The following is a 19,826-nucleotide window of genomic DNA, read 5'->3' on the forward strand; positions in this document are numbered from 1 at the left end:
GACTTACTTCGGTCACGCAGTCCGGTTTCGAAGTGCACATAACTCGTGGACATGGTGCTTTTCGAGCGATTTCGATGACGGAAGCGCGCGCAAGTCAAGGACTTGCGCGCCGACCGCAACGCCGAACGGTTCGCGAGCGCTGCGCACGCTGGCGCGGGCAGCGCGCTCTAACCGCCGAAACCCGCACCCGAGATGATGCGCTGGATATCCTGGTTCGCCATGAACAGGAAGAAACCGATGAACAGGATCATGCCGGCCGCGCTCAGGTAGTTGAGCGCGCGCATGGTCACGACCTTGCGCGAGATCTTCTGGAACACCTCGATGACGAAGCGGCCGCCGTCGAGCGGCAGGATGGGCAGCAGGTTCATAATGCCGAGCGACACCGAGATGGAAGCCACGAACGAGATGGCGCTCGCCAACCCCAGATCGACCGCCTGCTTCGACATGGCGGCGATCCCGATGACCGACGTCGAGTTCTGCACGACCTCGCCCGCCGTCGACGGATTGAACAGCCCCGCGATAAGCTGCACCACCATGCCGATGTACATGAAGCCCATCTGGATCGCATCGAGCGGGTTGACGTTGACGTGCCGGATGTCGCCCGCGCTGGTCTGAACGTCCACGCCGATGAGCGAGAACAACACGACGAACAGCAGGACCGCGAACAGCAGGTTCACGGCCACGCCGGCCACGAGGATGACCGAGCGCTTCCAGAACGGCAGGCTGCGGTACTGCTGCTTGTACTCGCTTTCGAACAGCGCATGCGCGTCTTCCACCGGGCGCGCCTGCCCCAGCTCGTAAGCGACGGCTCCTGCGGCTACCTGCTTCTTGCTTGGCTTGACCACGGGGGCGCGGTACGTGTTGTACTTGTCTTGCTTGGTGGGGCCGGCGATGCTGCCCCATTCGACGAGCTCGTCGAGCGCCTCGTACGCCGCGTCATCGGTGATGCCGCAGTCGCGGGCGATGTCTTCCATGTTCGCGGTTCCGCGGCGGTAGAGCGCGGCCAGCACGGGCTCGAGGTACGGGCTCATCTCGCCCGGCTCCATCCCGCACACCTTCGCGTAGCCGCCCAGCAGAAACGGCGTGACGCCGAACTTCGTGCCCCATTTCGTGAAGCCAATGTTGGGACCGGGAAGCCCCAGCATGAACTCGGTCACGCGCACGCCGAACGCACGCGCCGCCAGATAGTGACCGCCTTCGTGGATGAACACGAGAAAGCCCAAGATGAGCGTGGCGTAGACGATCATGAGAACAATATCCATAAACTCGGTTCCCTTTCGGTCGCGAGGAATGCTTCTTTCGTGCTCTCATTATAAAGAGAAGGGCGAGCGGCACGGGCGCTGCGAACCGATGTGCGAAAAAACTACAAGGGCTGCGCGATGCGCGCACGATGCGTGAGCGTTTGCACGATTTGCGGAGGCTCGGCGGGCGTACGGCGCACACGGTCCGCAAGCCCGTCGCGCACGCACGCTGGGACCGCGTTGGATTCGTTGGCAAAGCGCGTGCAATCCGCGTTGGAAACAGGGGCACGCCACGTGGAAAACGAGCTGGAACCGCGTTGGATTCGCACCAGATCCGAGAGGAATTCCCGCTAGACCCACGCCAACAAAACGTGAGATGGCGTCGTTACAATGGAAGAGCGGGCCCGCGCAAACGAAACAACGAACCGGAGGAGCCTTTGGAGAGGATCGCCATGCCAGAAATTTGCACCTTTTACGGCATCAGGATCACTATCAATTGGGAGAAGAACGCTCCGCACCATAAGCCGCACTTCCATGCTTCCTACGGAGGCTTCGAGGCGGTATACTCGACGGAAGGAGAGCTGCTTGCAGGCAAGCTTCCTCCCCGCCAGACGAAACTCGTCATAGCATGGGCAGCGCTGCACAAGCCCGAACTTGACGACAATTGGTACCTTGCAAGCTCGAACGGAACCTGTTTTCGCATTGACCCGCTGATCTGAGGAGGGCGCAATGGAGTGGCATCTCGACAAGAAGATCATCGACTTCGGCTTCGACGACGAAGATACGATCGTCATCGACTGGAACGACGGCAGAAGAAGCGCGTTCGACCCGTATCCCTACATGAAGGGCGCCATGGAGAAGCTGCTGGACGAAGACTACCTGAAATTGGCGTACCTCACCGGTTACGGGCGAGGCATCGCGTGGCCCGGCAACCTGGACTTCGGCGCGCAGCTTCTCTACGAAGCGTCCGTTACCGACAACTCCGAAGCGCCCCTGCCGCCACGAGGCCCGCACATGCGATGGAGCCCCGAGGCGCTCATCGTCCGCCTTAAGTTTGCCGAGGACGGCAAGATCCTGGTCGATTGGAGCGACGGAACCGTCCGCGAGTTCGACGCATGGAACCATGCGAGCGACGACGACATCGAAAAGTTCGTCGATCCGACCTACCTTGCGCAAGCGCGCGTCGCACCCGAGCGGGATGCCATCGTCTGGCCCGACGGCGAACGCTTCGATGCCAAAACGCTCTACGAGCGCTCGGCCGTCGTGGGCTTCGAACCCTCGGCGAAGCATCTCGCGCGCGGAGCCCTTCGCTAGCGCACGTTCCTGCGCGCTTCCGCTCGCGCCCAAGCGTCGAGCTCTTCCAGCTGGTCGAGGCTTTCCACGCGTTGGACGCCTTGGCGCTCGTGGGCGTCCATGACGGCCTCGACGCACGCGGCGATCCCCAGGTAGCTGCCCTCTTCAGCGAGGAAGGCGGCGACGGCCACCTCGTTCGCGGCGTTCATCACGCAGGGCAGCGTGCCGCCGCGCTCGCCGGCCGCGCGAGCCAGCGCCAGGCAACGGAACGTGTCGGTGTCGGGAGCGGCGAATTCGAGGGTACCCAGCTTCGTGAAGTCGAGCGGCTCGACCGGCGCGTCCCAGCGCTCAGGGTACGACAGCGCGAACTGAATGGGGATGCGCATGTCGGTGGTGCCCAGATGGGCCTTCACGCTGCCGTCCGAGTACTCCACCATGGAGTGGATGGCGCTCTGCGGCTGCACGACCACGCTGATGCGATCGTAGGACATGGCGAACAGGTGGTGCGCCTCGATGACCTCGAGACCCTTGTTCATCAGCGTGGACGAGTCGATGGATATCTTCGCGCCCATGTTCCACGTGGGGTGCGCGAGCGCCTGAGCGGGCGTGATATCGGCCAGGTCGGCTCGCGTGCGGCCGCGGAACGGTCCGCCCGACGCCGTCACCCACAAGCGCGACACCTCGCGCGGGTCTTCGCCCAGAAGGCACTGGTAGATGGCGCCGTGCTCGGAATCGATGGGCATGAGGCGCCCCGGCTCGGCGGCCATCGGCATGATGAGGTCGCCGCCCACCACGAGCGACTCCTTGTTCGCGAGCGCCAGCACCTTGCCAGCTGCGAGCGTCTCGTAGCTGGCGCGCAGGCCGGCCGCGCCCACCAGCGCGTTCACCACGATGTCGGCCTCGGGCAGGCGCACGAGGTCCACCACGGCGTCGGCACCGAACCCGAGCGACCCTTCGCCGCCCGCGTTGTGACGCGCCACGGCCTCGGCCAGCGACGACGGCGCGCTCGCTGGCTGCTGCGTGCCTCCGTGCGATCCGCTCAGGATGGCGTTTCGCAGCTCGTCGGCAATCGGCTGCTCAGCCAGGCGCTCGTCGCCCACCGCGAGGTGGCGCACGCCGAACTCGCGCGCTTGCGCCAGCAGCTCGCCCACGCGCGTGCCCACGGCGAGGCCCACCACCTCCAGCTTGTCCGCATGGCGACGCACAACGTCCAGCGTCTGCGCGCCGATGGAGCCCGTGGAGCCCAAGACCACTATGCGTTTCATGCACGCCTCCTAGAAACAGGTCGAACGTAAACCGTCGGTAGGGTTGGCTGCGGCGCCCGAGGCCTGCCGCCGTCAGATCAGCGGAACCGGGAACGGGATGCAGCCGAAACCCAAAAGCAGTATCGCCGAGGTCACCGCCACCAAGAACAGCGAGTCGCAGCGATCCAGCAGGCCGCCGTGGCCCGGCATGATGGTGCCAGAGTCCTTGAAGCCGGAATTGCGCTTGATGCGGCTCTCGGCCAAGTCGCCCAGCACGCCCATCAGCCCGCTGATGAGCCCGAACGCCATCGCTTGCGGGATGGACATCGTCACGCCGGGAATGAGGGTCATCAAGCACCAGAACGCGGCCGATCCCACGAGCCCCGCAATGAACCCCTCCCAGCTCTTCTTCGGCGAGGTGCGCGGCGCCAGCTTGTGCTTGCCGAACTTGCTTCCCACCAGATAGGCGAACGAATCGTTCGCCCATACGCTGAGGAAGATGCCCAGCGCCAGCACGCCGCCCCATGGCTGGGGCAGCGCCGTGCGGACGACCACGAGCCCCGACAGCAGCATGCCGCAGTACGCAGCTCCGAAGAAGCTCACGCCCACGTCGGGCACGCGCGCCCGCATCCAGAACACGTACCACACGATCAGCGCCAACAGCAACGCGAGGCTCACGTACAGCGCACCGTTCAGCCCCAGCAGAAACACGCTGAGCGGGTACAGCATGGCCGCGATGATGCCGAGCATCTCGTTGGGCAGCTTCGCGTCCGAACGCAGCATATAGTAGAACTCGCCCGCCGTGATGCCCGCCGTAGCCACCAGGAACGCCACGGTGGTCCAGTCGCTGACGAGGATGCACAAAACCGACAGCGCCACATACACGAATCCCGTGCGGAAACGCACTTGCAAGTCGGTGGCGTTCTTCAGCTTCTCGGGCGTCTTCTCATAGGCGAAATCCTTGATGCGCCCCGTGCGCGAGCGGTCATCTTCCGCCTCAGCCTGTTCGTCGGGCCGCGGCGCCACCTATTTCACCGCCCCGAACCGGCGATCGCGCGACTGGAACTCCAGCAGCGCGCGCAAGAACTCGTAACGATCGAAGTCCGGCCACAGCGTCTCGGTGCACACGAACTCGGAATAGGCGATCTGCCACAGCAGGAAGTTCGACACGCGCATCTCGCCGCTGGTTCGGATGAGCAGGTCGGGGTCGGGGATGTCCGCGGTGTACAGATGGCGAGACAGCGTCGCCTCGCTCAAAGGCTCGGGTTCGCGGCCCTCGCGCAACGCGGCATGCGCGCCGTCCATGTAGGACCGCATAGCGTCGAGCAGCTCCACGCGGCCGCCATAGTTCACGGCCACGACCAGCGTCATCCCGTCGTTGTCCTTCGTCTTCTCCCACGCCTTCGCGAAGGCGTCGCGCGTCTTCTTGGGCAGCTCGTCGGTGCGCCCGATGGTCATCACGCGCACGTGCTCTTCGTGCAGGCCGTCCACCTCGGCCAGCATCGTGGTGGCGAACAGGTTCATGAGGCCGATGACCTCGTCCTGCGGGCGCTTCCAGTTCTCGGACGAGAACGAGTAGATGGTCAGGTAGCGCACGCCCACGTCGGACGCGCAGCGGATGGTTTCGCGCACCGCCTCGATACCGGCCTTATGGCCGAACAGGCGGTTCTTCCCCCGCTCTTTCGCCCAGCGGCCGTTGCCGTCCATGATGACGGCCACATGCTGCGGCACCTCCGCAGCATCGAGCTGCGACGGATCGAGATCCGCCGGGGGGTTGGGGAATATGTAGTCAAGCGACTTATTCAAGGCTACCTCACAAAAGACGAGAAGCCGACGGCCTCATGGCCGCCGGCTTCGGAGATTTAATTCGGCTTCGCCGAATTAAATCTCCATGACCTCGGCTTCCTTCTTCTTGAACGCCTCGTCGACTTCGGCGATGTACTTGTCGGTGAGCTTCTGCACCTCCGCCTGGCCGCGGCGCTCGTCGTCCTCGGGAAGGCTGTCTTCCTTGACGGCGCGCTCGATGGCGCTGTTGGCATCGCGGCGGGCGTTGCGCACGGCTACGCGGGCTTCCTCTGCGTAGCCCTTACACTGCTTCACCAGCTCGCGGCGGCGCTCCTCGGTGAGCGCGGGGAACGGCAGGCGGATGACTGAGCCGTCGTTCGACGGCGTCACGCCCAGGTCGCTCTGGAGGATGGCATGCTCGATGGCGCCCAGCACGCCTTTGTCCCACGGCTCGATGACCAGCATGTGCGCGTCGGGCGTCTTGACGCCCGCCATCTGGTTCACCGGGGTGGGCACGCCGTAGTAGTCCACCCTGATGCGATCGAGCACCATGGCGTTCGCGCGCCCGGTGCGAACGGAGGCGAATGCGTCGCCCAGCGAGCCCAGCGCCTTCTCCATGCGCTCTTCGGCCTGCATCATAATATCGTCGATCATCCCGGTTCCTTTCACCCTGCGTTTCGCAACGCGTCCGCCGCCGACGGAGGCGGGTGCGCGCGTTTTCGTTATTCTACTGCGATTCTACCGTGGTTCCCACGTCTTCGCCCTTCAAAGCGCGCGAAATGTTGCCTTTAACGGTAAGGTCGAACACGATCATGGGAACGTCGTTGTCCATGCACAGCGACGTAGCCGTGGAATCCATGACGTTGAGCCCCTTGGAGAGCACCTCCATGTAGCTAACGCGGTCGTAGCGCTTGGCATCGGGGTTCTTCTTGGGGTCGCTGTCGTACACGCCGTCCACCTTCGTGGCCTTCATCAGCACGTCCACGTCCAGCTCGCAGGCGCGCAGCGCCGCGGTGGTGTCGGTGGTGAAGTACGGGTTGCCCGTGCCGGCGGCCAAGATGACCACGCGACCCTTCTCCATGTGGCGGATGGCGCGTCGGCGGATATAGGGCTCGGACACTTCCTGCATGTTGATGGCGCTCTGCACGCGCGAGAAGATGCCGTGGCGCTCGAAGGCATCCTGCAAGGCCAGCGCGTTCATCACCGTGGCCAGCATGCCGATGTAGTCGGCCTGCGCGCGATCCATGCCCTCGGCCGAACCGGCCAAGCCGCGGAAGATGTTGCCGCCGCCCACGACCACGGCCATCTGCACGCCGGCGCGCACGATTTCGGCGATCTGATCGGCAAGGTCGTCCACCACCTTCGGATCGATGCCGTAGCCGACGTCGCCCGCCAGCGCCTCGCCGGACAACTTGAGCAGCACGCGATCGTAGCGGTATCCTTCAGACATAAGCCTTATCCTCTCGGTGGTCGTTCATATAGGTTGCTCTAACCGTTCATCTTACCCGAAAATGAAAACGACCGCGCCCTGCTCGCACGCGTTTTCCGGCATTTCACGCAAAGGACAGACGACAACGCGGGGCGCACCGGAAGCTCTAGAAGGCGGCGGACAGCGCGTTCGCTAGCGCCGCGCGCAGGCGACGGCGGCCGTGAACGACCGGCCGATCAGCTCTTCGGCGATGTCGGTGCCGTCAGGTTCGACGGGGCGCTCGCGCTCGAAAGAGCACAAGGAGAAGCCAGCGCGATCCACGGCGATGCGGGCGAATTCGGCTTGAGAGCGAGCGGCGCCGAACACGTTGCCCGCGCACGCAAACGCCTGCATGGCGGCGGTCGGAAGCGGCTCGTCCGCGAACACGCCCGCATGGTAGAGGAAGCCGTCCGGCGCAAGGACGCGCGCCGTCTCGCGCAGCGCCCCTTCGAGATCCCATGCCAGGTTCAGCACGCTGTTCACGATCACGACGTCGAACGACGCGTCCTCCACGCCCGCCGCGCGCAGGCCCTCGAAGCACCCCCGCGCGAACGCAAGCCGCTCGGCCCACGCGGCGCCCTCCGCGCGCGCGGCCGCGGCCGTCGCCTCCGCGCGGGCCACGCAAGCGGCGGAAGGGTCGACGCCCAGCACGAACCCGTCCGGCCCCACCCGATCAGCCAGCTTGTACGCGCCCTTGCCGTTGCGGCATCCCAGGTCCAGCACGCGCATGCCGCGCAGATCCTCGGGCAGGAGCATCTCGCACCTGCCGCTGTACCCGTCGCGCGGCATCTCCGCGTAGTGGGCCTCCGCATGCCGAAGCTCGAGTTCGTCCACGTTCGCTCCTTCCCTTCCGACCGGCGCCTCGCGCGCACGGCCCTCAGCGCGCGGCGACGGCCTGCGGCCAGCGGCCTTTTGCGGTAGACGGTCGACGCTACCCCGATCTAGCGCAATTCTAACGCGGATCTTACGCAAATTTGGCGCGGAACCAACGCAGATCCAACGCGTTTTCCATGCGGTTTCCACATCTCGTTACGCCTGGTAAACAGCATCGTCTCCCGGTCGATGAGGCTGAATCCCCCATGTTATTTTTCACTTCATGGATATCTATCTGAGTCATAGTTCGTCGCTGACGTTCTGGTCGTCTTTCGAAATCAGCTCGGGTGCGCTCGCGCGCTGTCAGGACTCCAGAAGCCCTTCCTGGAGAAAAGACGAACCGCTGCCCTCAGAATGCAAGGTCACCGAACTCCTGATCCGCGAGCTTGCCAGAATGCCGGAGCTCGAGGGCATCGCGCTCCCCCTGCACGTCATCGTGTCGATCCAAGCGGCACGCAGCAGATGCGGGAAAGTCGCCTGCCACGTGAGCTCCGCAATGTTTCCCAGAGGATCGTTCGTACGCATCGCCCGCAACGTGCTTGCAAGCTCGCCCGAGCTCTGCTTCGTGCAAATGGCTTCGGAGCTGTCGCTTCCCGCGCTGATCAGGCTTGGATTCGAGTTGTGCGGCACATATGGAGTGGCAACGGTTGGAAAAGCGGACTTCCGGTTCGAGCGCCCCTTCACCACTCCCGCCCGCCTCGCGCGCTTCCTGGACAAAGCCGCGAACATGCCGGGAACCGTCAAAGCCCGAAAAGCCCTCAAGCACCTCGTCGCAGGCTCCGCCTCCCCGATGGAAACGACCATGGCCATGCTGCTCTGCCTCCCGCTCCGCATGGGCGGGTACGCGCTTCCCCAACCGCGTATGAACCACGCCGTGAACCCTCGAGGGCGATCGAGGCTCGCAGTCGATGACAAATGCTACTATTGTGATTTGATCTGGCCGAACGCGAACATCGCGCTTGAATACGACGGCCGCGAGCACCATGGAACCGTCAACAAGATGGCCGACGACGCGACACGGCGCAACAACCTGCTCGACCGCGGCGTCTCCGTCTTGACCGTCACAACGAGAACGGTCCGAAACCTCATCGAGCTCGATCATATCGCACGCACCCTGTCGAGGCAGCTCGGGTTCCGTCCGCGATACGACCAGCAAGCGTGGCGCACCAAACAGCACGAGCTGCACGGCGAACTGCTGGGCTCCTCCTTCATGACGGTTGCCATGTGAGGGGAAAATCCCCGTCTGATGGTAAAAACGAAACGGTTGGGCAATCTCGAACCCTAGGAAAAGCGCACCCGAGAGCGACGCGTGAAAGCAAACGGAGCATAACCCCAGGTGGCGGAAAAATCGATCGGCGAAGACGGTCCGGCCGAATTACCCAACCGATCGATTTCTACCGCACAGGGCAAAAAAGTGCGACACGCGCGCAAGAGCGCCGCTAAGAGACGGGAAAGACGAGGGCGACAGGACGCGCAGAAGCGCGAAGGCAGCGCAAAGGCGGGGGAGGCGCTGCGGGGAAAAGATGACAGGGACGAAAGATGCCGCAGGGACGCGCAGAAGCGCGAAGTCGCGGATCCAACGCGCGAAGGGCCGCATCTTGCTCGATGCGGCCCTTCGGCTAGGAGAGGGGATGGTGCGTGTCGCGCAGGCTAGGCAGCGTCCTGCTGGGAGCTGCCGGAGCCGCCGCCGAACAGGCGCTCGAGCATAGACTCCTGCGCGCTGTTCTGCTGGGTCGACGCGCTCTGGGAGCTTTCATCGGAGCCGAGCGTGACCTCGACTTGCTTGGTCTCGCCGTTGCGGTTCACGTCGAGCGTCACCTTGTCGCCCGGGTTCTTGGAGCGCACGTCCAGCATGAGGTCGCTGGCGGATGCGACGTCCTTGCCGTCGAACTTCGTGACGATGTCGCCCTCCTGCAAGCCGGCTTCGGCCGCGCCGGAGCCTTCGCTGACGGCCGCCACGTAGGCGCCTTCGTCAACGGACAGGCCGTAGCGCTTGGCGTTCTGCGCGTTCACGGTGGAGAGGGACACGCCGAGCTGCGCATGGGTCGGGGTCTTGCCGTCGATGATCTGCTGGGCGAGGTTCACCGCGTAGTTCACCGGGATGGCGAAGCCGACGCCAGAGTAGTTGCCGGAGTACGACGTGATCAGCGTGTTGATGCCGATGAGCTTGCCGTCCGCGTCGACGAGCGCGCCGCCGGAGTTACCGGGGTTGATAGCGGCGTCAGTCTGGATCATATTCGGGTAGATGGTGGATTCGCCCGTGCTGTTGCCGTACTGGTCGGTGGAGGCGTTCACAATCTGAGAACGGCTCGTGGCCGACACGATACCGGTGGCAACGGACTGTTCGAGGCCGAACGGGCTGCCGATGGTCATGACCCACTCGCCGATGACGAGCTTGTCGGAGTCGCCGATCTCGATGGGCGTAAGGCCGCTGGCATCCTTGGCCTTGATGACCGCGACGTCGGAGCTGGGATCGCTGCCCACGACCTCGGCGTCGTAGGTCTCGCCCGCGATGGTGACCTTGTACGCGCTGCCGCCTTCTACGACGTGGTTGTTCGTGATGATGTAGCCGTCGGCGGTGAGCACGACGCCGCTTCCCAGCGAGGACTTCGTCAGCGTGCCGGCTTCAGATCCGTTGCCGGCCCCAAAACCGTACATGCCGCCCGCATTGGACTGGTTCGTGTACACATCGATGGCGGCCACGGAGGGAAGCGCCTTCTGCGCGACGGCCTCTGCCAGCGTCTGGTCGGACTCGGCGTCGGTAGCGTTGATGCTGCCGGAGTTTTGCGAACCCAGCTGCGTCGCAGACGAAGAGGATCCGGAATCGTTACCGCCCGCAGTGGCTTGCCAGATGCCGAAGCCGCCCAAACCGATGGCGCAGGCGACGGCGGCACCGCAGAAGGCGAGCAGGAACGTGCGTCCGCCGTGCGACTTCTTCTCGACGGTCACTCCTCCTGCCGGATGCTGCGGGTGCTGAGGCTGCTGATAGTACTGCTGTTGCTGCTGATAATAAGGCTGCTGCCCCATGGGGGCGGCATGCTGGGCATGCTCGTCGCCCTGCGTCGGCGGCACGGGGCCGTTGCCGGGGGTGCTGCCATGCGTATCGGTCATGTGCTTCACGCTCCTTCGATTCGTGCTGGTCTATGATCGCCAAGCTTTTCATTTTTGAATGCCGTCACCTTAGCACGCTCCTTCCCAGATCAGAGACGCTTGCGAGCAAATGTCACCTTTGCGTCATGGAATTACACCATTTGGTGTACGGAACGCAACCGAGTTGTACACCCGCAGGCGCACGCGAGCGACGCATGCCGCCCGAACAGCCGATTTTCCGAAGAACTTTGCTACGCGAAGCGGGCGGCGCATGTAAGATACGAACGAACAACGATGCCGTCGGAGGAGATCGCATGGCCGAATCGCCGCGACCGCGCCGCAGCGCGGGAACATGGTTCCAATCCCTGTACGTCCGCGTGCTGTTGCGGTTGCTGCCGCATCTGATCAACGTCTTCAAGCACGTGTCGCCCAAGATCCGCGCGGAGGTTGATTACCTCGAGCCGGGCTACACGTTCATGTTATCCGTGAACGGGACGGATCTGGCGTGCGCATGCCGCCGCACCGCATCCGGCTCGTTCAAGCGCGTTCCTCCCGCCGCCATCGCCTCGGACGTGGAGCCCGGCAGCGGCGTGGCCAGCGCCGACGCGCAGGCCTTCACCGTCGACTACGTCATCGCGTTCCGGTCGCTGGCCTATGCGTTCGCCTGCTTCACCGGCGGTATGACGCTGAAGGCGGCGCTCGCGCAGCGTGCGTTCTCCACGCGCGGGCCCAACAACACGGGCGTGGCCCTCACCTATATGTTCACGGCGCTGCTGAAGCTGTTCTTCGGTTGGCGCGCCGCGTACCGCACGCCGAAGCCGCTCGCACCGTCCGCCCCGCGCGCCTAGCGCTATCCAACCTGCAAGGAGAAGCCCATGCAAGGATTCGAATTCTGTTGCCCCACGAAAATCGTCTGCGGCGCGCATGCGCTGGACAAGCTGCCCGACGAGGTGGCCGACCGCGGCATGAAGCACCCGCTGGTGATGACCGACGCGGGCCTCGTGAAGCTGGGCGTGGCCGCGAAGCTGACCGGCGTGTTGGATGCCGCCGACGTGCCCTACGAGGTGTTCGACCAGGTGCCTCCCGACTCGTCGATGGACGTGGTGAACGAGGTGGCGCGCCTGTACGCCGAACGCGGCTGCGACGGGTTCGTGGCCATCGGCGGCGGCTCGGTCATCGACACGACGAAGGGCGCGGCCGCGTCGCTGGCCTGCGAGGGCGTGGACTTCGCCACGCTGCAAGGCTCGGAGATTCTGAAGGCCGACCTGCCGCCGTTCATCGCCGTGCCCACGACGGCCGGCACCGGCAGCGAGGTGACGCTGGTCGCCGTGGTTGCCGACACGCACAAGCATGCGAAGCTGTCGTTCACCTCATACAAGCTGGTGCCGCACGTGGCCATCCTCGACCCCGCGCTCACCTCGTCGCTGCCGCCGAAGCTGACGGCCACCACCGGCATGGACGCGCTCACCCACGCCGTGGAGGCGCACACGTCCATCCAGAAGAACCCCGTGTCCGACGCGTTCGCCGCGAAGGCGATCGAGCTGATCGCGGCGAACCTGCCCACGGCCTGCCGCGACGGCGCCAACACCGACGCGCGCACCAGCCTGGCGCTGGCCTCGCTCATGGCGGGCGCCGCGTTCTCGAACGCGATGGTGGGCATCGTGCACGCCATCGGCCACTCGCTGGGCGGCCTCTGCCACATCCCGCACGGCCAGGCCATGATGATGCTGCTCCCCCACTGCGTGCGGTTCAACCTGGATCGAGGCATCCACGCCGGCCTCTACGGCCAGCTGCTGGACGCCCTCGCGCCCGCGCGCGCCGCGGCCTTGGGCGCCACTGCGACGCCGGAAGCGCTCGATCGCGCGTTCCTCGACGAGCTGACCGCCTTGAACGACCTGTTCCACCGCGAGTACGGCGTGCCGCTCACGCTGTCCGAGCTGGGCGTGTCGCGCGACGACCTGCCCGCCGTGGCCAAGCAGGCGCGCTACGACGGCGCCGCGCTGTACAACGAGACCGAGATCACGCTTGAGGACGCGATGACCGTCCTCGAAGCCGCCTACTAAAGCAAGCGAAGGAGCCCGCATGACCGCCACCCCCTCCTACGAGAGCATCGCCGACGTCGAGGCCGCCGCGCAGAAGATGCGCGACTTCTTCCTGACCGGAGCCACGCTGGACGTCGACTACCGCCGCCAGGCGCTCGCGAAACTGAAGGCGTACCTCAAGGCGAATGAAGAGCGCATCCTGTCCGCGCTGACCGCCGACCTCGGCAAAGCCCCTTTCGAAGGCTACGCCACCGAGCTGGGCCTCGTCTACGACGAGATCAACACCTGCCTCAAGCACCTGAACAGCTGGTCGAAGCCGCGCCGCGTGCCCACCCCCATCGTGCACTTCCATTCCACGTCGAAGGTGCACCCCAGCCCCTTGGGCGTGGTGCTGGTGCTGAGCCCCTGGAACTACCCCGTGCAGCTGGCGCTCGTGCCCCTGGTGGACGCCATCGCGGCCGGCAACTGCGTGGCGCTCAAGCCCTCGCGCACGTCGAAGCACACGAGCGAGCTCTTGCTCGATATCCTGTCAAACGTGTTCCCGCCCGAGTTCGTCTGCGGCTTCCCCGGCTCCGGCGCGATGAACGACTGGCTGCTGGAGGTGCGCTGGGACCAGATATTCTTCACCGGCAGCCCGAACGTGGGCCATGCCATCATGGAGGCGGCGGCGAAGCACCTCACGCCCGTGGTGCTGGAGCTGGGCGGCAAGAGTCCCTGCATCGTGGACGAAACGGCGAACGTGAAGCGCGCAGCGCAGCGCGTGGCCTGGGGCAAGGGCATCAACTGCGGGCAGACGTGCGTCGCGCCCGACTACTTTCTCGTGCACGAGCGCGTGGCGGACGACTTCGTGCGGCAGCTGGACGCGTGCTTCCACCAGTATTACGGCGAGGACATCCTCGCGTGCGACGAATGGCCGCACATGATCAGCCAACGCCACTTCGAACGCGTGATGGGGCTGATCGAACATCGCAACCCGGATGCCACGGTGGCGTTCGGCGGGCGCGGCGACGCAGGCACGCTGCGCATCGAGCCCACGTGCCTGCGCGGCGTGACGCTGGACGACCCGGTGATGAACGAGGAGATTTTCGGCCCCGTGCTGCCGGTCATCACGTACAAGACGCTGGACGAGGCGTTCGCCATCGTGCGCACGTTCGAGAAGCCGCTGGCCACATACGTGTTCAGCGATGACAAGGCCGTGCAGCAGCGCGTCATCCGCGAGCTGCCGTTCGGCGGCGCCACCGTCAACGACGTCGTCATCCACCTGGCCAACAACCACATGGGCTTCGGCGGCGTGGGCAACTCCGGCATGGGCGCCTACCACGGCAAGGTGGGCTTCGACTGCTTCACGCACTACAAGTCCACGCTGAAGAAGGGCACCTGGATCGAGATGCCCATCCGCAACCCCCCGTTCGGCGACAAGATCAAGCTGCTGCGCATGCTGATGCGCTAGGATCCGCACCAACGCCGTCGACGCTTCGGCAGTCGACGGCGCCTTAGCCCTTTACGCCCTGCTTGATGGTCTCCTGCAACCGAGCCAGATGATCCTCGTCCTCGATCCACTGGTGGCTCAGCGTGCCCAGAGGCAAGTCGAAGCCGCACGCCTCCAACGCCGCAGCAACCTCGTCGGGACCGTTGGTCCCCCAACCGTAGGAACCGAACGGGATGCCCACGCGCCCCTCCCAGCCTGCTTTCGGCGAGAGGCCCTTGAGATAGCACAAAAACGCGGCAACCGTGGGCATCATGCCGTTGTTCAGCGTTGGCGACCCTACGGCTACGAACTTCGCCGATAAAAGATCGGTCATGATGTCTGAGATATGGTTCGCCTTGAGGTCGAACAGCCGGGTGGGCACGCCGCACTCGATGAACGCCTCCACGATTTCGAGCGCCATGTCCTCGGTGGTGTGCCACATGGAATCGTACACGACGATAGCGCTGTCATCGGGGGCGAGCGAACTCCACCGCCCGTACTCCCCCAGGATCTCGGCCACATGGCTGCGCCAGATGACGCCGTGGCTGGGAGCGATCATGTCGACCTCGCACCCTTCGAACGACTTGAGCGCCTTTTGAACATGGCGCGAGTACGGCATGACGATGTTGGCGTAGTATTTCTTCGCCTGCGCCAGCACCTCGGGCAGGCCCACCTCGTCGTCGAAGTGCTTCGACGACGCGAAATGCTGGCCGAACGCGTCGTTGGAGAACAGGATGCGGTCGTATTCGGAATACGTGGCCATATTGTCGGGCCAGTGCACCATCATGGTCTGAGTGAAGGAAAGCGTTCGCTTGCCGATGCGCAGGGTATCGCCCGTCTTGACCGGCACGTAGCCGCGGTCGCCGTAATGGGCGGTCAAACCGTTCACACCGTGAGGACCGCTGGCGTAAATTTTCGCACGCGGAGCGAGGTAGGAAATGGCAGGAACCGCGCCGGAGTGATCTTGCTCTACGTGGTTGACGATGACGTGCTCGATACAGGCCGGATCGACCACCTCGCTGATACGCTCGATAAGTTCGCCGGCGAAAGCCGGTTTGCAGGTATCGATAAGGGTCACCTGCTCGTCCATGATAAGGTAGGCGTTGTACGTGGAACCGCGATCCGTCGTGTATCCGTGGAAGTTGCGCTCGTTCCAATCGATGCCGCCCACCCAGTACACGTCGGGCTTCACCTTCACCGCATGCAGCATGGCCGCTCCTATCGTTCGCCGCCCCTCCCCCGACGGGGAGGGGCTCTCGTCTCTCGGCTGAAATGTTATCACATGGAAAGCAATTGCCGAGAGCTACCTCTTCTCCACCGGCACCTGGATCTCGGTGAGCCACTCCGATTCGGGAATGCCGCTCCATACGCCGTCGATGTAGCTCTCGCGCGGCAGATCGGTCAAGCGATAGCCGTTCCGCTCCACCCACTCCATCGCGAACGCGTAGGCGCGCGGCAGGTCCGCGTACGAACCGCGGTGCATGACGGACACCACCGTGGCAGCCGGAACCTCCTCGAACACGATGCCGTCGGCTTCCACGCCGAAATCCTCCACAGCCTCGCTGTACTTCATGGTGATGTCGCGCTCTTTGTACTCTCCATCGAGGTATTTGATGAAGCAGTACTCGGGCGTGGCGCATTTGAGGTCGGGGTTGGCCGCCTTTACGGCTCGCCCTATGGCGGGAATGACCTCGAAATACGCCGAATAGTCCGGCACCGTCATCGTTTTGGAGAACACGATGCAGCTGGGAATGTCTTTGATGGTTGCCTGATAGCCCATGGGAAACCCCTTTCCTTCGTCTGAAAGCATGAATGCGATGCGCGCGAGGCGATCCTGACGCGCGGCGAGTTCCCGTTCGATCTCACCGCGGCGCCGCACGAGGATAGGCTGCGGGTCGGCGCCGCGCACGATGGCGGTCACCTCGTCCACCGACAGCCCCGCCTGCCTGAGCGCCTGGATACGATGCAACTCTGCAAGCTGCTGGGTCGTGTACAGGCGGTACCCGGTGACGCCGTCCACCGCAGCCGGCTTCAGAAGCCCGATGCGATCGTAGTGATGCAGCGTCTTGACGGTAGTTTTGCCCATCTTCGAGAACTCTCCGATGTAGAACACGGTTCTCACCTCCTTCTCATCGCATTCAACAGCCTCCCGCAACGGGAGGGTCAAGGGGTTGCCTGAAATCAGTATCGCTCACCCCTTGCGCGTGCGATCCGAGAACATGAGGAGGTTTTGCGACTCGTGAAACAATTCGTCAACGACTGACGTGTTTGAAGCGAAAGGCTTTCTCACGAATTTCTTTCAGGTTGTTTTCAACATCCGCCGATAAGCTAGAAGCAGGCCGACCCAAGAGAAAGGTGCGAGCATGGCTGCACAATCGCCCCGCAGACGCGCCTCGCGCATTCGAACCGCCGCCTACCGACGCCGGCTGTTCGCCCGTCAGACAAATCCGCTCGCCAGCCGCGAGCGCCCGATTTTCAGGCGAAGGCGCGGACGCTGGACCGCCGCACGCCTGTGCTTTTTCGGCGCGGCGGCGTTGTTGGCGGGCGCGGTTTCGTTTTCCATGCTGTCGTTTCCCCCGGCCGCAGCCGATATAGACGCAGAGAAGCGCGCGGCGCAGGACGTTGCTTCGTTGCAAGAAGACGTCTCGCATCCGCAACGCTCCGCCTCCCTGGAGGTGCCCGCCCTAGCGCAGAACCCCGAGCTGCCCACTGGCTGCGAGTCGGTGGCGCTGACGAACGCGCTGCTATCGCTCGGGTTCAACCTGGGAAAAACGGATATCGCCGACAACTGGCTTCCCTTGAGCGAAGACGACTTCGTGACGGCGTTCATGGGCGACCCGCATTCGACCGACGGCCACAGCTGCATGGCCCCGGCAATCGTCCGAACCGCCGACGCCTATCTGGCCGCGCAAGGATCTTCCCTGGAGGCGACCGACATAACCGGCTCGTCGCTCGACCAAGTACTCGATCAAGTGGCCGGCGGCAACCCCGTCATCGCCTGGTGCACCATAGGGCTGGAGCCGCCCGGCGCCGCCTACCGGACGGCGCGCGAAAACGGCCGCACCTACCGTCTATACGCGAACAGCCACTGCGTGGTGGTGAGCGGCTACGATTTGAACGAAGGCCTCGTGCTGGTCAGCGACTCGCTGGCCGGCCAGGTGAGCTACGATCTCCAGCAGTTCGCCGTTCGCTACTACGAACTGGGCGCGCAAGCCGTGGTCATCGAATAAGCGGCCGCGCGAACGCTCGCCTATTCATGCGCCCTGCGCAGCGCGGCGATCTCTTCGGCGTAGCCTGCGAGATCCGGGTTGGGGGTCTCCAGGTAGAACGGCAGGTCGCGCAGCTTCGGATGGTTCGTCACGGCGGCCAGGGCTTTGAAGCCGATCTCGCCTTCGCCGATGCGGGCATGGCGGTCCTTATGCGAACCGCGGGCATTCATGCTGTCGTTGAGGTGGATGGCATGCAAACGGTCGAGCCCGATCACACGGTCGAACTCCTCCAGCACGCCGTCGAGGTCGCCCACGATGTCGTAGCCCGCGTCCCACACGTGGCACGTGTCCAGACACACGCCCACGTGGCTCTCCAGCTCCACCTGCGCGATGATGGCCGCCAGCTCCTCGAACGTGCCGCCGATCTCGCTGCCTTTCCCCGCCATCGTCTCCAATAGCAACGTGGTGGTCTGATGCGGCAGCAGGCTCTGGTTCAGCGCGTCGGCGATCTTGGCGATGGCAACCTCGCACGGCTGGCCGACAGCGCTGCCGGGATGCATGTTGTACAGCTGATGCGGCGTCTCCTCCATACGGCCGAGGCCCTCGGCCAGCACCATGAGCGCGAAATCGCGCGTCTGCTGCTTGTCGGAGGCGGGGTTCAGCGTGTAAGGCGCGTGCGCCAGGATGCGCTCGATGCCATGCTCGGGCGCATAGGCGGCAAAGGCCGCGATGTCTTTCGGGTCGATGGCCTTCGCACGGCCGCCGCGCGGGTTGCGCGTGAAGAACTGGAACGTGTTGGCGTCGATGGACACGGCGTCCTTCGCCATGTGGAGATAGCCCTTCGCGCTTGAGAGGTGGCAGCCGATGGTGAACATGCCCGCATCCTTTCCGATGGTTTAATCGTGACGCACATAGTAGCATATAGGAGCGCCGGACCGAACGGCTCGTGTGCAATGTCGCAGGTTCTACGCGTTCGCGCGAGCCCGGTGGCATCCGATGGTGAACATGTGGCGAGATCCTTCCGATCAGGGAGCTTTCCCGCCATCGTAGCGCCCGGCCGTCGCCGCGCGGCACCGGCGAGCGCCGCTGAACCCACTTGTTGGAAGGCCGTTGAAGAACCGTGCAGCCGAGCGCAATCCGACCGAGCGGCGGCGAAGCGGCCGTACGGTCTGCGATAGTGTCGGTCGTCTGCAAGGTTCGCCCGACGCGCGCGGCAAGCCGCCGAAAACCCCGCGTTGACGCCCCCCCCCCCCCGGACGATCTATACTGGAAGGCGAGAGAGCCGCTGAAAGGGAGCGAACCGAAAGGACGCATCATGAAGAAGGGCTACATCGCCGTCGGCGTTCTGTTCGCTATCGACGTCGCCGTTACGGCGGCGTTCGTGGCGATCATGCCCGACCAGGTGCCGGTCCATTTCACGGGCGGCGAGATCGACCGCATCGGCAGCAGGTTCGAAAGCTTCACCGCGCCCGCTCTCGCGCTTGCGTTCGGCCTGTTCATGATGTTGCTTACGAGGTTCGGCGACGAAGGCAACCGCGCAACCATGATGAAGCTGACCGTCGGCATGCAGGCGATCTTCATCGCCGTGACGGTGTTCGCATCCCTGAACATCCTGTCGCACGACGTTTCGGATATCTCCCTCGGCGCTCCCGACGCCGGCATGTCGAAGATCGCCGCTTTCGTCATCGGCGCCACGCTGCTGTTCCTCGGCTACCTCATGCCCAAAGCGACCCGCAACTCGGCCTTCGGCGTTCGCCTGCCGTGGACCCAGAAAAGCGATGCCGCGTGGCAGAAAGGCCAGCGCTTCGGCGCGCGCACGTCCATCCCCGCCGGCATCCTCATGATCGTCTGCGGCATCCTCTTCGACGGCGATCTCGCATTCGCCGCCACCATGGTCGTCTTTGCAGCCTGGGCGCTCATCAGCATCATCGGCTCGTACTTCGCGTGCAAGGACATCGATGCCTGAGCGGTTGATGAATCTCCACCGTTTGTTCGATTGCGCTTGCTGGCTCCAACCTGTATTATGTAGGCATTCGGGCTGGTCGAAAGATCCGGGCCTGACGGGAAGGCGGAGGTTTTTCTCCGCCACTTCTATCTCTGGAGTTCCAGGCTA

19 protein-coding genes are annotated in these 19,826 nt (G+C 64.3%); 8 read left to right on the top strand and 11 right to left on the bottom strand.

What is annotated here, in order from left to right; genetic code table 11:
• Nucleotides 1–167: 167 nt before the first annotated feature.
• A complete protein-coding gene (locus ELEN_RS12365) occupies nt 168–1,262 on the bottom strand; it encodes a site-2 protease family protein (protein WP_015761202.1) in 1,095 nt (364 codons plus the stop codon).
• A 431-nt stretch (nt 1,263–1,693) separates the two neighbouring features.
• Between ELEN_RS12365 and ELEN_RS12370 the strand changes: the two genes are divergently transcribed.
• Together ELEN_RS12370 and ELEN_RS12375 are read left to right on the top strand one after the other, a co-directional pair.
• Nucleotides 1,694–1,960 carry a DUF4160 domain-containing protein gene (locus ELEN_RS12370; protein ID WP_015761203.1) on the top strand — a complete coding sequence of 89 codons (267 nt, stop codon included), beginning with the start codon at nt 1,694–1,696 and terminating at the stop codon, nt 1,958–1,960.
• A 10-nt stretch (nt 1,961–1,970) separates the two neighbouring features.
• Nucleotides 1,971–2,555 (top strand): DUF2442 domain-containing protein, encoded by a 585-nt coding sequence (locus tag ELEN_RS12375; RefSeq protein WP_015761204.1) that lies wholly within the window; start codon nt 1,971–1,973, stop codon nt 2,553–2,555.
• Here the strand turns inward: ELEN_RS12375 and dxr are convergent.
• The 6 genes from dxr to ELEN_RS12405 form a co-directional block, all read right to left on the bottom strand.
• Entirely contained in the window at nt 2,552–3,799 is a 1,248-nt protein-coding gene (gene dxr / locus ELEN_RS12380; protein WP_015761205.1) for a 1-deoxy-D-xylulose-5-phosphate reductoisomerase, read from the bottom strand. The two genes, ELEN_RS12375 and dxr, sit on opposite strands and share 4 nt — an antisense overlap.
• A 72-nt stretch (nt 3,800–3,871) precedes the next feature.
• Entirely contained in the window at nt 3,872–4,804 is a 933-nt protein-coding gene (locus tag ELEN_RS12385) for a phosphatidate cytidylyltransferase (RefSeq protein ID WP_015761206.1), read from the bottom strand.
• On the bottom strand, nt 4,805–5,584 hold the full coding sequence (locus tag ELEN_RS12390; protein WP_015761207.1) for an isoprenyl transferase: 780 nt from the start codon (nt 5,582–5,584) through the stop codon (nt 4,805–4,807).
• Between the two features lie 75 nt (nt 5,585–5,659).
• Nucleotides 5,660–6,217 carry a ribosome recycling factor gene (frr, locus tag ELEN_RS12395; RefSeq protein ID WP_009306587.1) on the bottom strand — a complete coding sequence of 186 codons (558 nt, stop codon included), beginning with the start codon at nt 6,215–6,217 and terminating at the stop codon, nt 5,660–5,662.
• A 73-nt stretch (nt 6,218–6,290) separates the two neighbouring features.
• The gene (pyrH, locus tag ELEN_RS12400; protein WP_009306589.1) at nt 6,291–7,013 is read right to left on the bottom strand and encodes a UMP kinase; all 723 of its coding nucleotides are present in this window, start codon (nt 7,011–7,013) and stop codon (nt 6,291–6,293) included.
• Between the two features lie 171 nt (nt 7,014–7,184).
• A complete protein-coding gene (locus ELEN_RS12405) occupies nt 7,185–7,865 on the bottom strand; it encodes a methyltransferase domain-containing protein (protein WP_009609310.1) in 681 nt (226 codons plus the stop codon).
• A gap of 433 nt (nt 7,866–8,298) precedes the next feature.
• On the opposite strand from ELEN_RS12405, the gene ELEN_RS12410 reads away from it, so the two are divergent.
• Nucleotides 8,299–9,132 (top strand): hypothetical protein, encoded by an 834-nt coding sequence (locus ELEN_RS12410; RefSeq protein WP_015761208.1) that lies wholly within the window; start codon nt 8,299–8,301, stop codon nt 9,130–9,132.
• Between the two features lie 422 nt (nt 9,133–9,554).
• Here the strand turns inward: ELEN_RS12410 and ELEN_RS12415 are convergent, their stop codons facing one another.
• Nucleotides 9,555–11,015: a S1C family serine protease gene (locus ELEN_RS12415; RefSeq protein ID WP_009609330.1), complete on the bottom strand. Its 1,461-nt coding sequence runs from the start codon at nt 11,013–11,015 to the stop codon at nt 9,555–9,557.
• 293 nt (nt 11,016–11,308) lie between these two features.
• On the opposite strand from ELEN_RS12415, the gene ELEN_RS12420 reads away from it, so the two are divergent.
• Genes ELEN_RS12420 through ELEN_RS12430 form a run of 3 tightly spaced genes read left to right on the top strand, consistent with a single transcriptional unit; the run spans nt 11,309 to nt 14,486 of the window.
• Nucleotides 11,309–11,842 carry a hypothetical protein gene (locus ELEN_RS12420; protein ID WP_015761209.1) on the top strand — a complete coding sequence of 178 codons (534 nt, stop codon included), beginning with the start codon at nt 11,309–11,311 and terminating at the stop codon, nt 11,840–11,842.
• A gap of 27 nt (nt 11,843–11,869) precedes the next feature.
• The gene (locus ELEN_RS12425; protein ID WP_015761210.1) at nt 11,870–13,057 is read left to right on the top strand and encodes an iron-containing alcohol dehydrogenase; all 1,188 of its coding nucleotides are present in this window, start codon (nt 11,870–11,872) and stop codon (nt 13,055–13,057) included.
• A 19-nt stretch (nt 13,058–13,076) separates the two neighbouring features.
• Nucleotides 13,077–14,486, top strand: coding sequence for an aldehyde dehydrogenase (locus tag ELEN_RS12430; RefSeq protein ID WP_015761211.1), 1,410 nt, complete (start codon nt 13,077–13,079; stop codon nt 14,484–14,486).
• 43 nt (nt 14,487–14,529) lie between these two features.
• Here the strand turns inward: ELEN_RS12430 and ELEN_RS12435 are convergent, their stop codons facing one another.
• Both ELEN_RS12435 and ELEN_RS12440 read right to left on the bottom strand, forming a co-directional pair.
• Entirely contained in the window at nt 14,530–15,714 is a 1,185-nt protein-coding gene (locus ELEN_RS12435; protein ID WP_015761212.1) for an FprA family A-type flavoprotein, read from the bottom strand.
• Nucleotides 15,715–15,807: 93 nt separating this feature from the next.
• Nucleotides 15,808–16,617 (bottom strand): MerR family transcriptional regulator, encoded by an 810-nt coding sequence (locus tag ELEN_RS12440; RefSeq protein WP_015761213.1) that lies wholly within the window; start codon nt 16,615–16,617, stop codon nt 15,808–15,810.
• A 250-nt stretch (nt 16,618–16,867) separates the two neighbouring features.
• On the opposite strand from ELEN_RS12440, the gene ELEN_RS12445 reads away from it, so the two are divergent.
• Complete coding sequence (locus ELEN_RS12445; protein ID WP_009306609.1) at nt 16,868–17,734, top strand: C39 family peptidase; 867 nt, start codon at nt 16,868–16,870, stop codon at nt 17,732–17,734.
• Nucleotides 17,735–17,754: 20 nt separating this feature from the next.
• Here ELEN_RS12445 and ELEN_RS12450 read toward each other — a convergent pair whose 3' ends face one another.
• A complete protein-coding gene (locus tag ELEN_RS12450; protein WP_015761214.1) occupies nt 17,755–18,588 on the bottom strand; it encodes a deoxyribonuclease IV in 834 nt (277 codons plus the stop codon).
• A gap of 440 nt (nt 18,589–19,028) precedes the next feature.
• Here ELEN_RS12450 and ELEN_RS12455 point away from each other — a divergent pair, with 440 nt between their 5' ends.
• Nucleotides 19,029–19,679 carry an SdpI family protein gene (locus ELEN_RS12455; RefSeq protein ID WP_009306611.1) on the top strand — a complete coding sequence of 217 codons (651 nt, stop codon included), beginning with the start codon at nt 19,029–19,031 and terminating at the stop codon, nt 19,677–19,679.
• Nucleotides 19,680–19,826 lie beyond the last annotated feature (147 nt).

This window comes from Eggerthella lenta DSM 2243 (genome assembly GCF_000024265.1).
GTDB classification, from domain to species: domain Bacteria; phylum Actinomycetota; class Coriobacteriia; order Coriobacteriales; family Eggerthellaceae; genus Eggerthella; species Eggerthella lenta.

Coding starts and splice junctions, on each gene's coding strand:
- ELEN_RS12435 (WP_015761212.1), bottom strand. CDS start 15,714: ATGCTGCATGCGGTGAAGGTGAAGCCCGACGTGTACTGGGTGGGCGGC.
- ELEN_RS12375 (WP_015761204.1), top strand. CDS start 1,971: ATGGAGTGGCATCTCGACAAGAAGATCATCGACTTCGGCTTCGACGAC.
- dxr (WP_015761205.1), bottom strand. CDS start 3,799: ATGAAACGCATAGTGGTCTTGGGCTCCACGGGCTCCATCGGCGCGCAG.
- ELEN_RS12415 (WP_009609330.1), bottom strand. CDS start 11,015: ATGACCGATACGCATGGCAGCACCCCCGGCAACGGCCCCGTGCCGCCG.
- frr (WP_009306587.1), bottom strand. CDS start 6,217: ATGATCGACGATATTATGATGCAGGCCGAAGAGCGCATGGAGAAGGCG.
- ELEN_RS12370 (WP_015761203.1), top strand. CDS start 1,694: ATGCCAGAAATTTGCACCTTTTACGGCATCAGGATCACTATCAATTGG.
- ELEN_RS12450 (WP_015761214.1), bottom strand. CDS start 18,588: ATGTTCACCATCGGCTGCCACCTCTCAAGCGCGAAGGGCTATCTCCAC.
- ELEN_RS12410 (WP_015761208.1), top strand. CDS start 8,299: ATGCCGGAGCTCGAGGGCATCGCGCTCCCCCTGCACGTCATCGTGTCG.
- ELEN_RS12425 (WP_015761210.1), top strand. CDS start 11,870: ATGCAAGGATTCGAATTCTGTTGCCCCACGAAAATCGTCTGCGGCGCG.
- ELEN_RS12445 (WP_009306609.1), top strand. CDS start 16,868: ATGGCTGCACAATCGCCCCGCAGACGCGCCTCGCGCATTCGAACCGCC.
- ELEN_RS12420 (WP_015761209.1), top strand. CDS start 11,309: ATGGCCGAATCGCCGCGACCGCGCCGCAGCGCGGGAACATGGTTCCAA.
- pyrH (WP_009306589.1), bottom strand. CDS start 7,013: ATGTCTGAAGGATACCGCTACGATCGCGTGCTGCTCAAGTTGTCCGGC.
- ELEN_RS12365 (WP_015761202.1), bottom strand. CDS start 1,262: ATGGATATTGTTCTCATGATCGTCTACGCCACGCTCATCTTGGGCTTT.
- ELEN_RS12455 (WP_009306611.1), top strand. CDS start 19,029: ATGAAGAAGGGCTACATCGCCGTCGGCGTTCTGTTCGCTATCGACGTC.
- ELEN_RS12430 (WP_015761211.1), top strand. CDS start 13,077: ATGACCGCCACCCCCTCCTACGAGAGCATCGCCGACGTCGAGGCCGCC.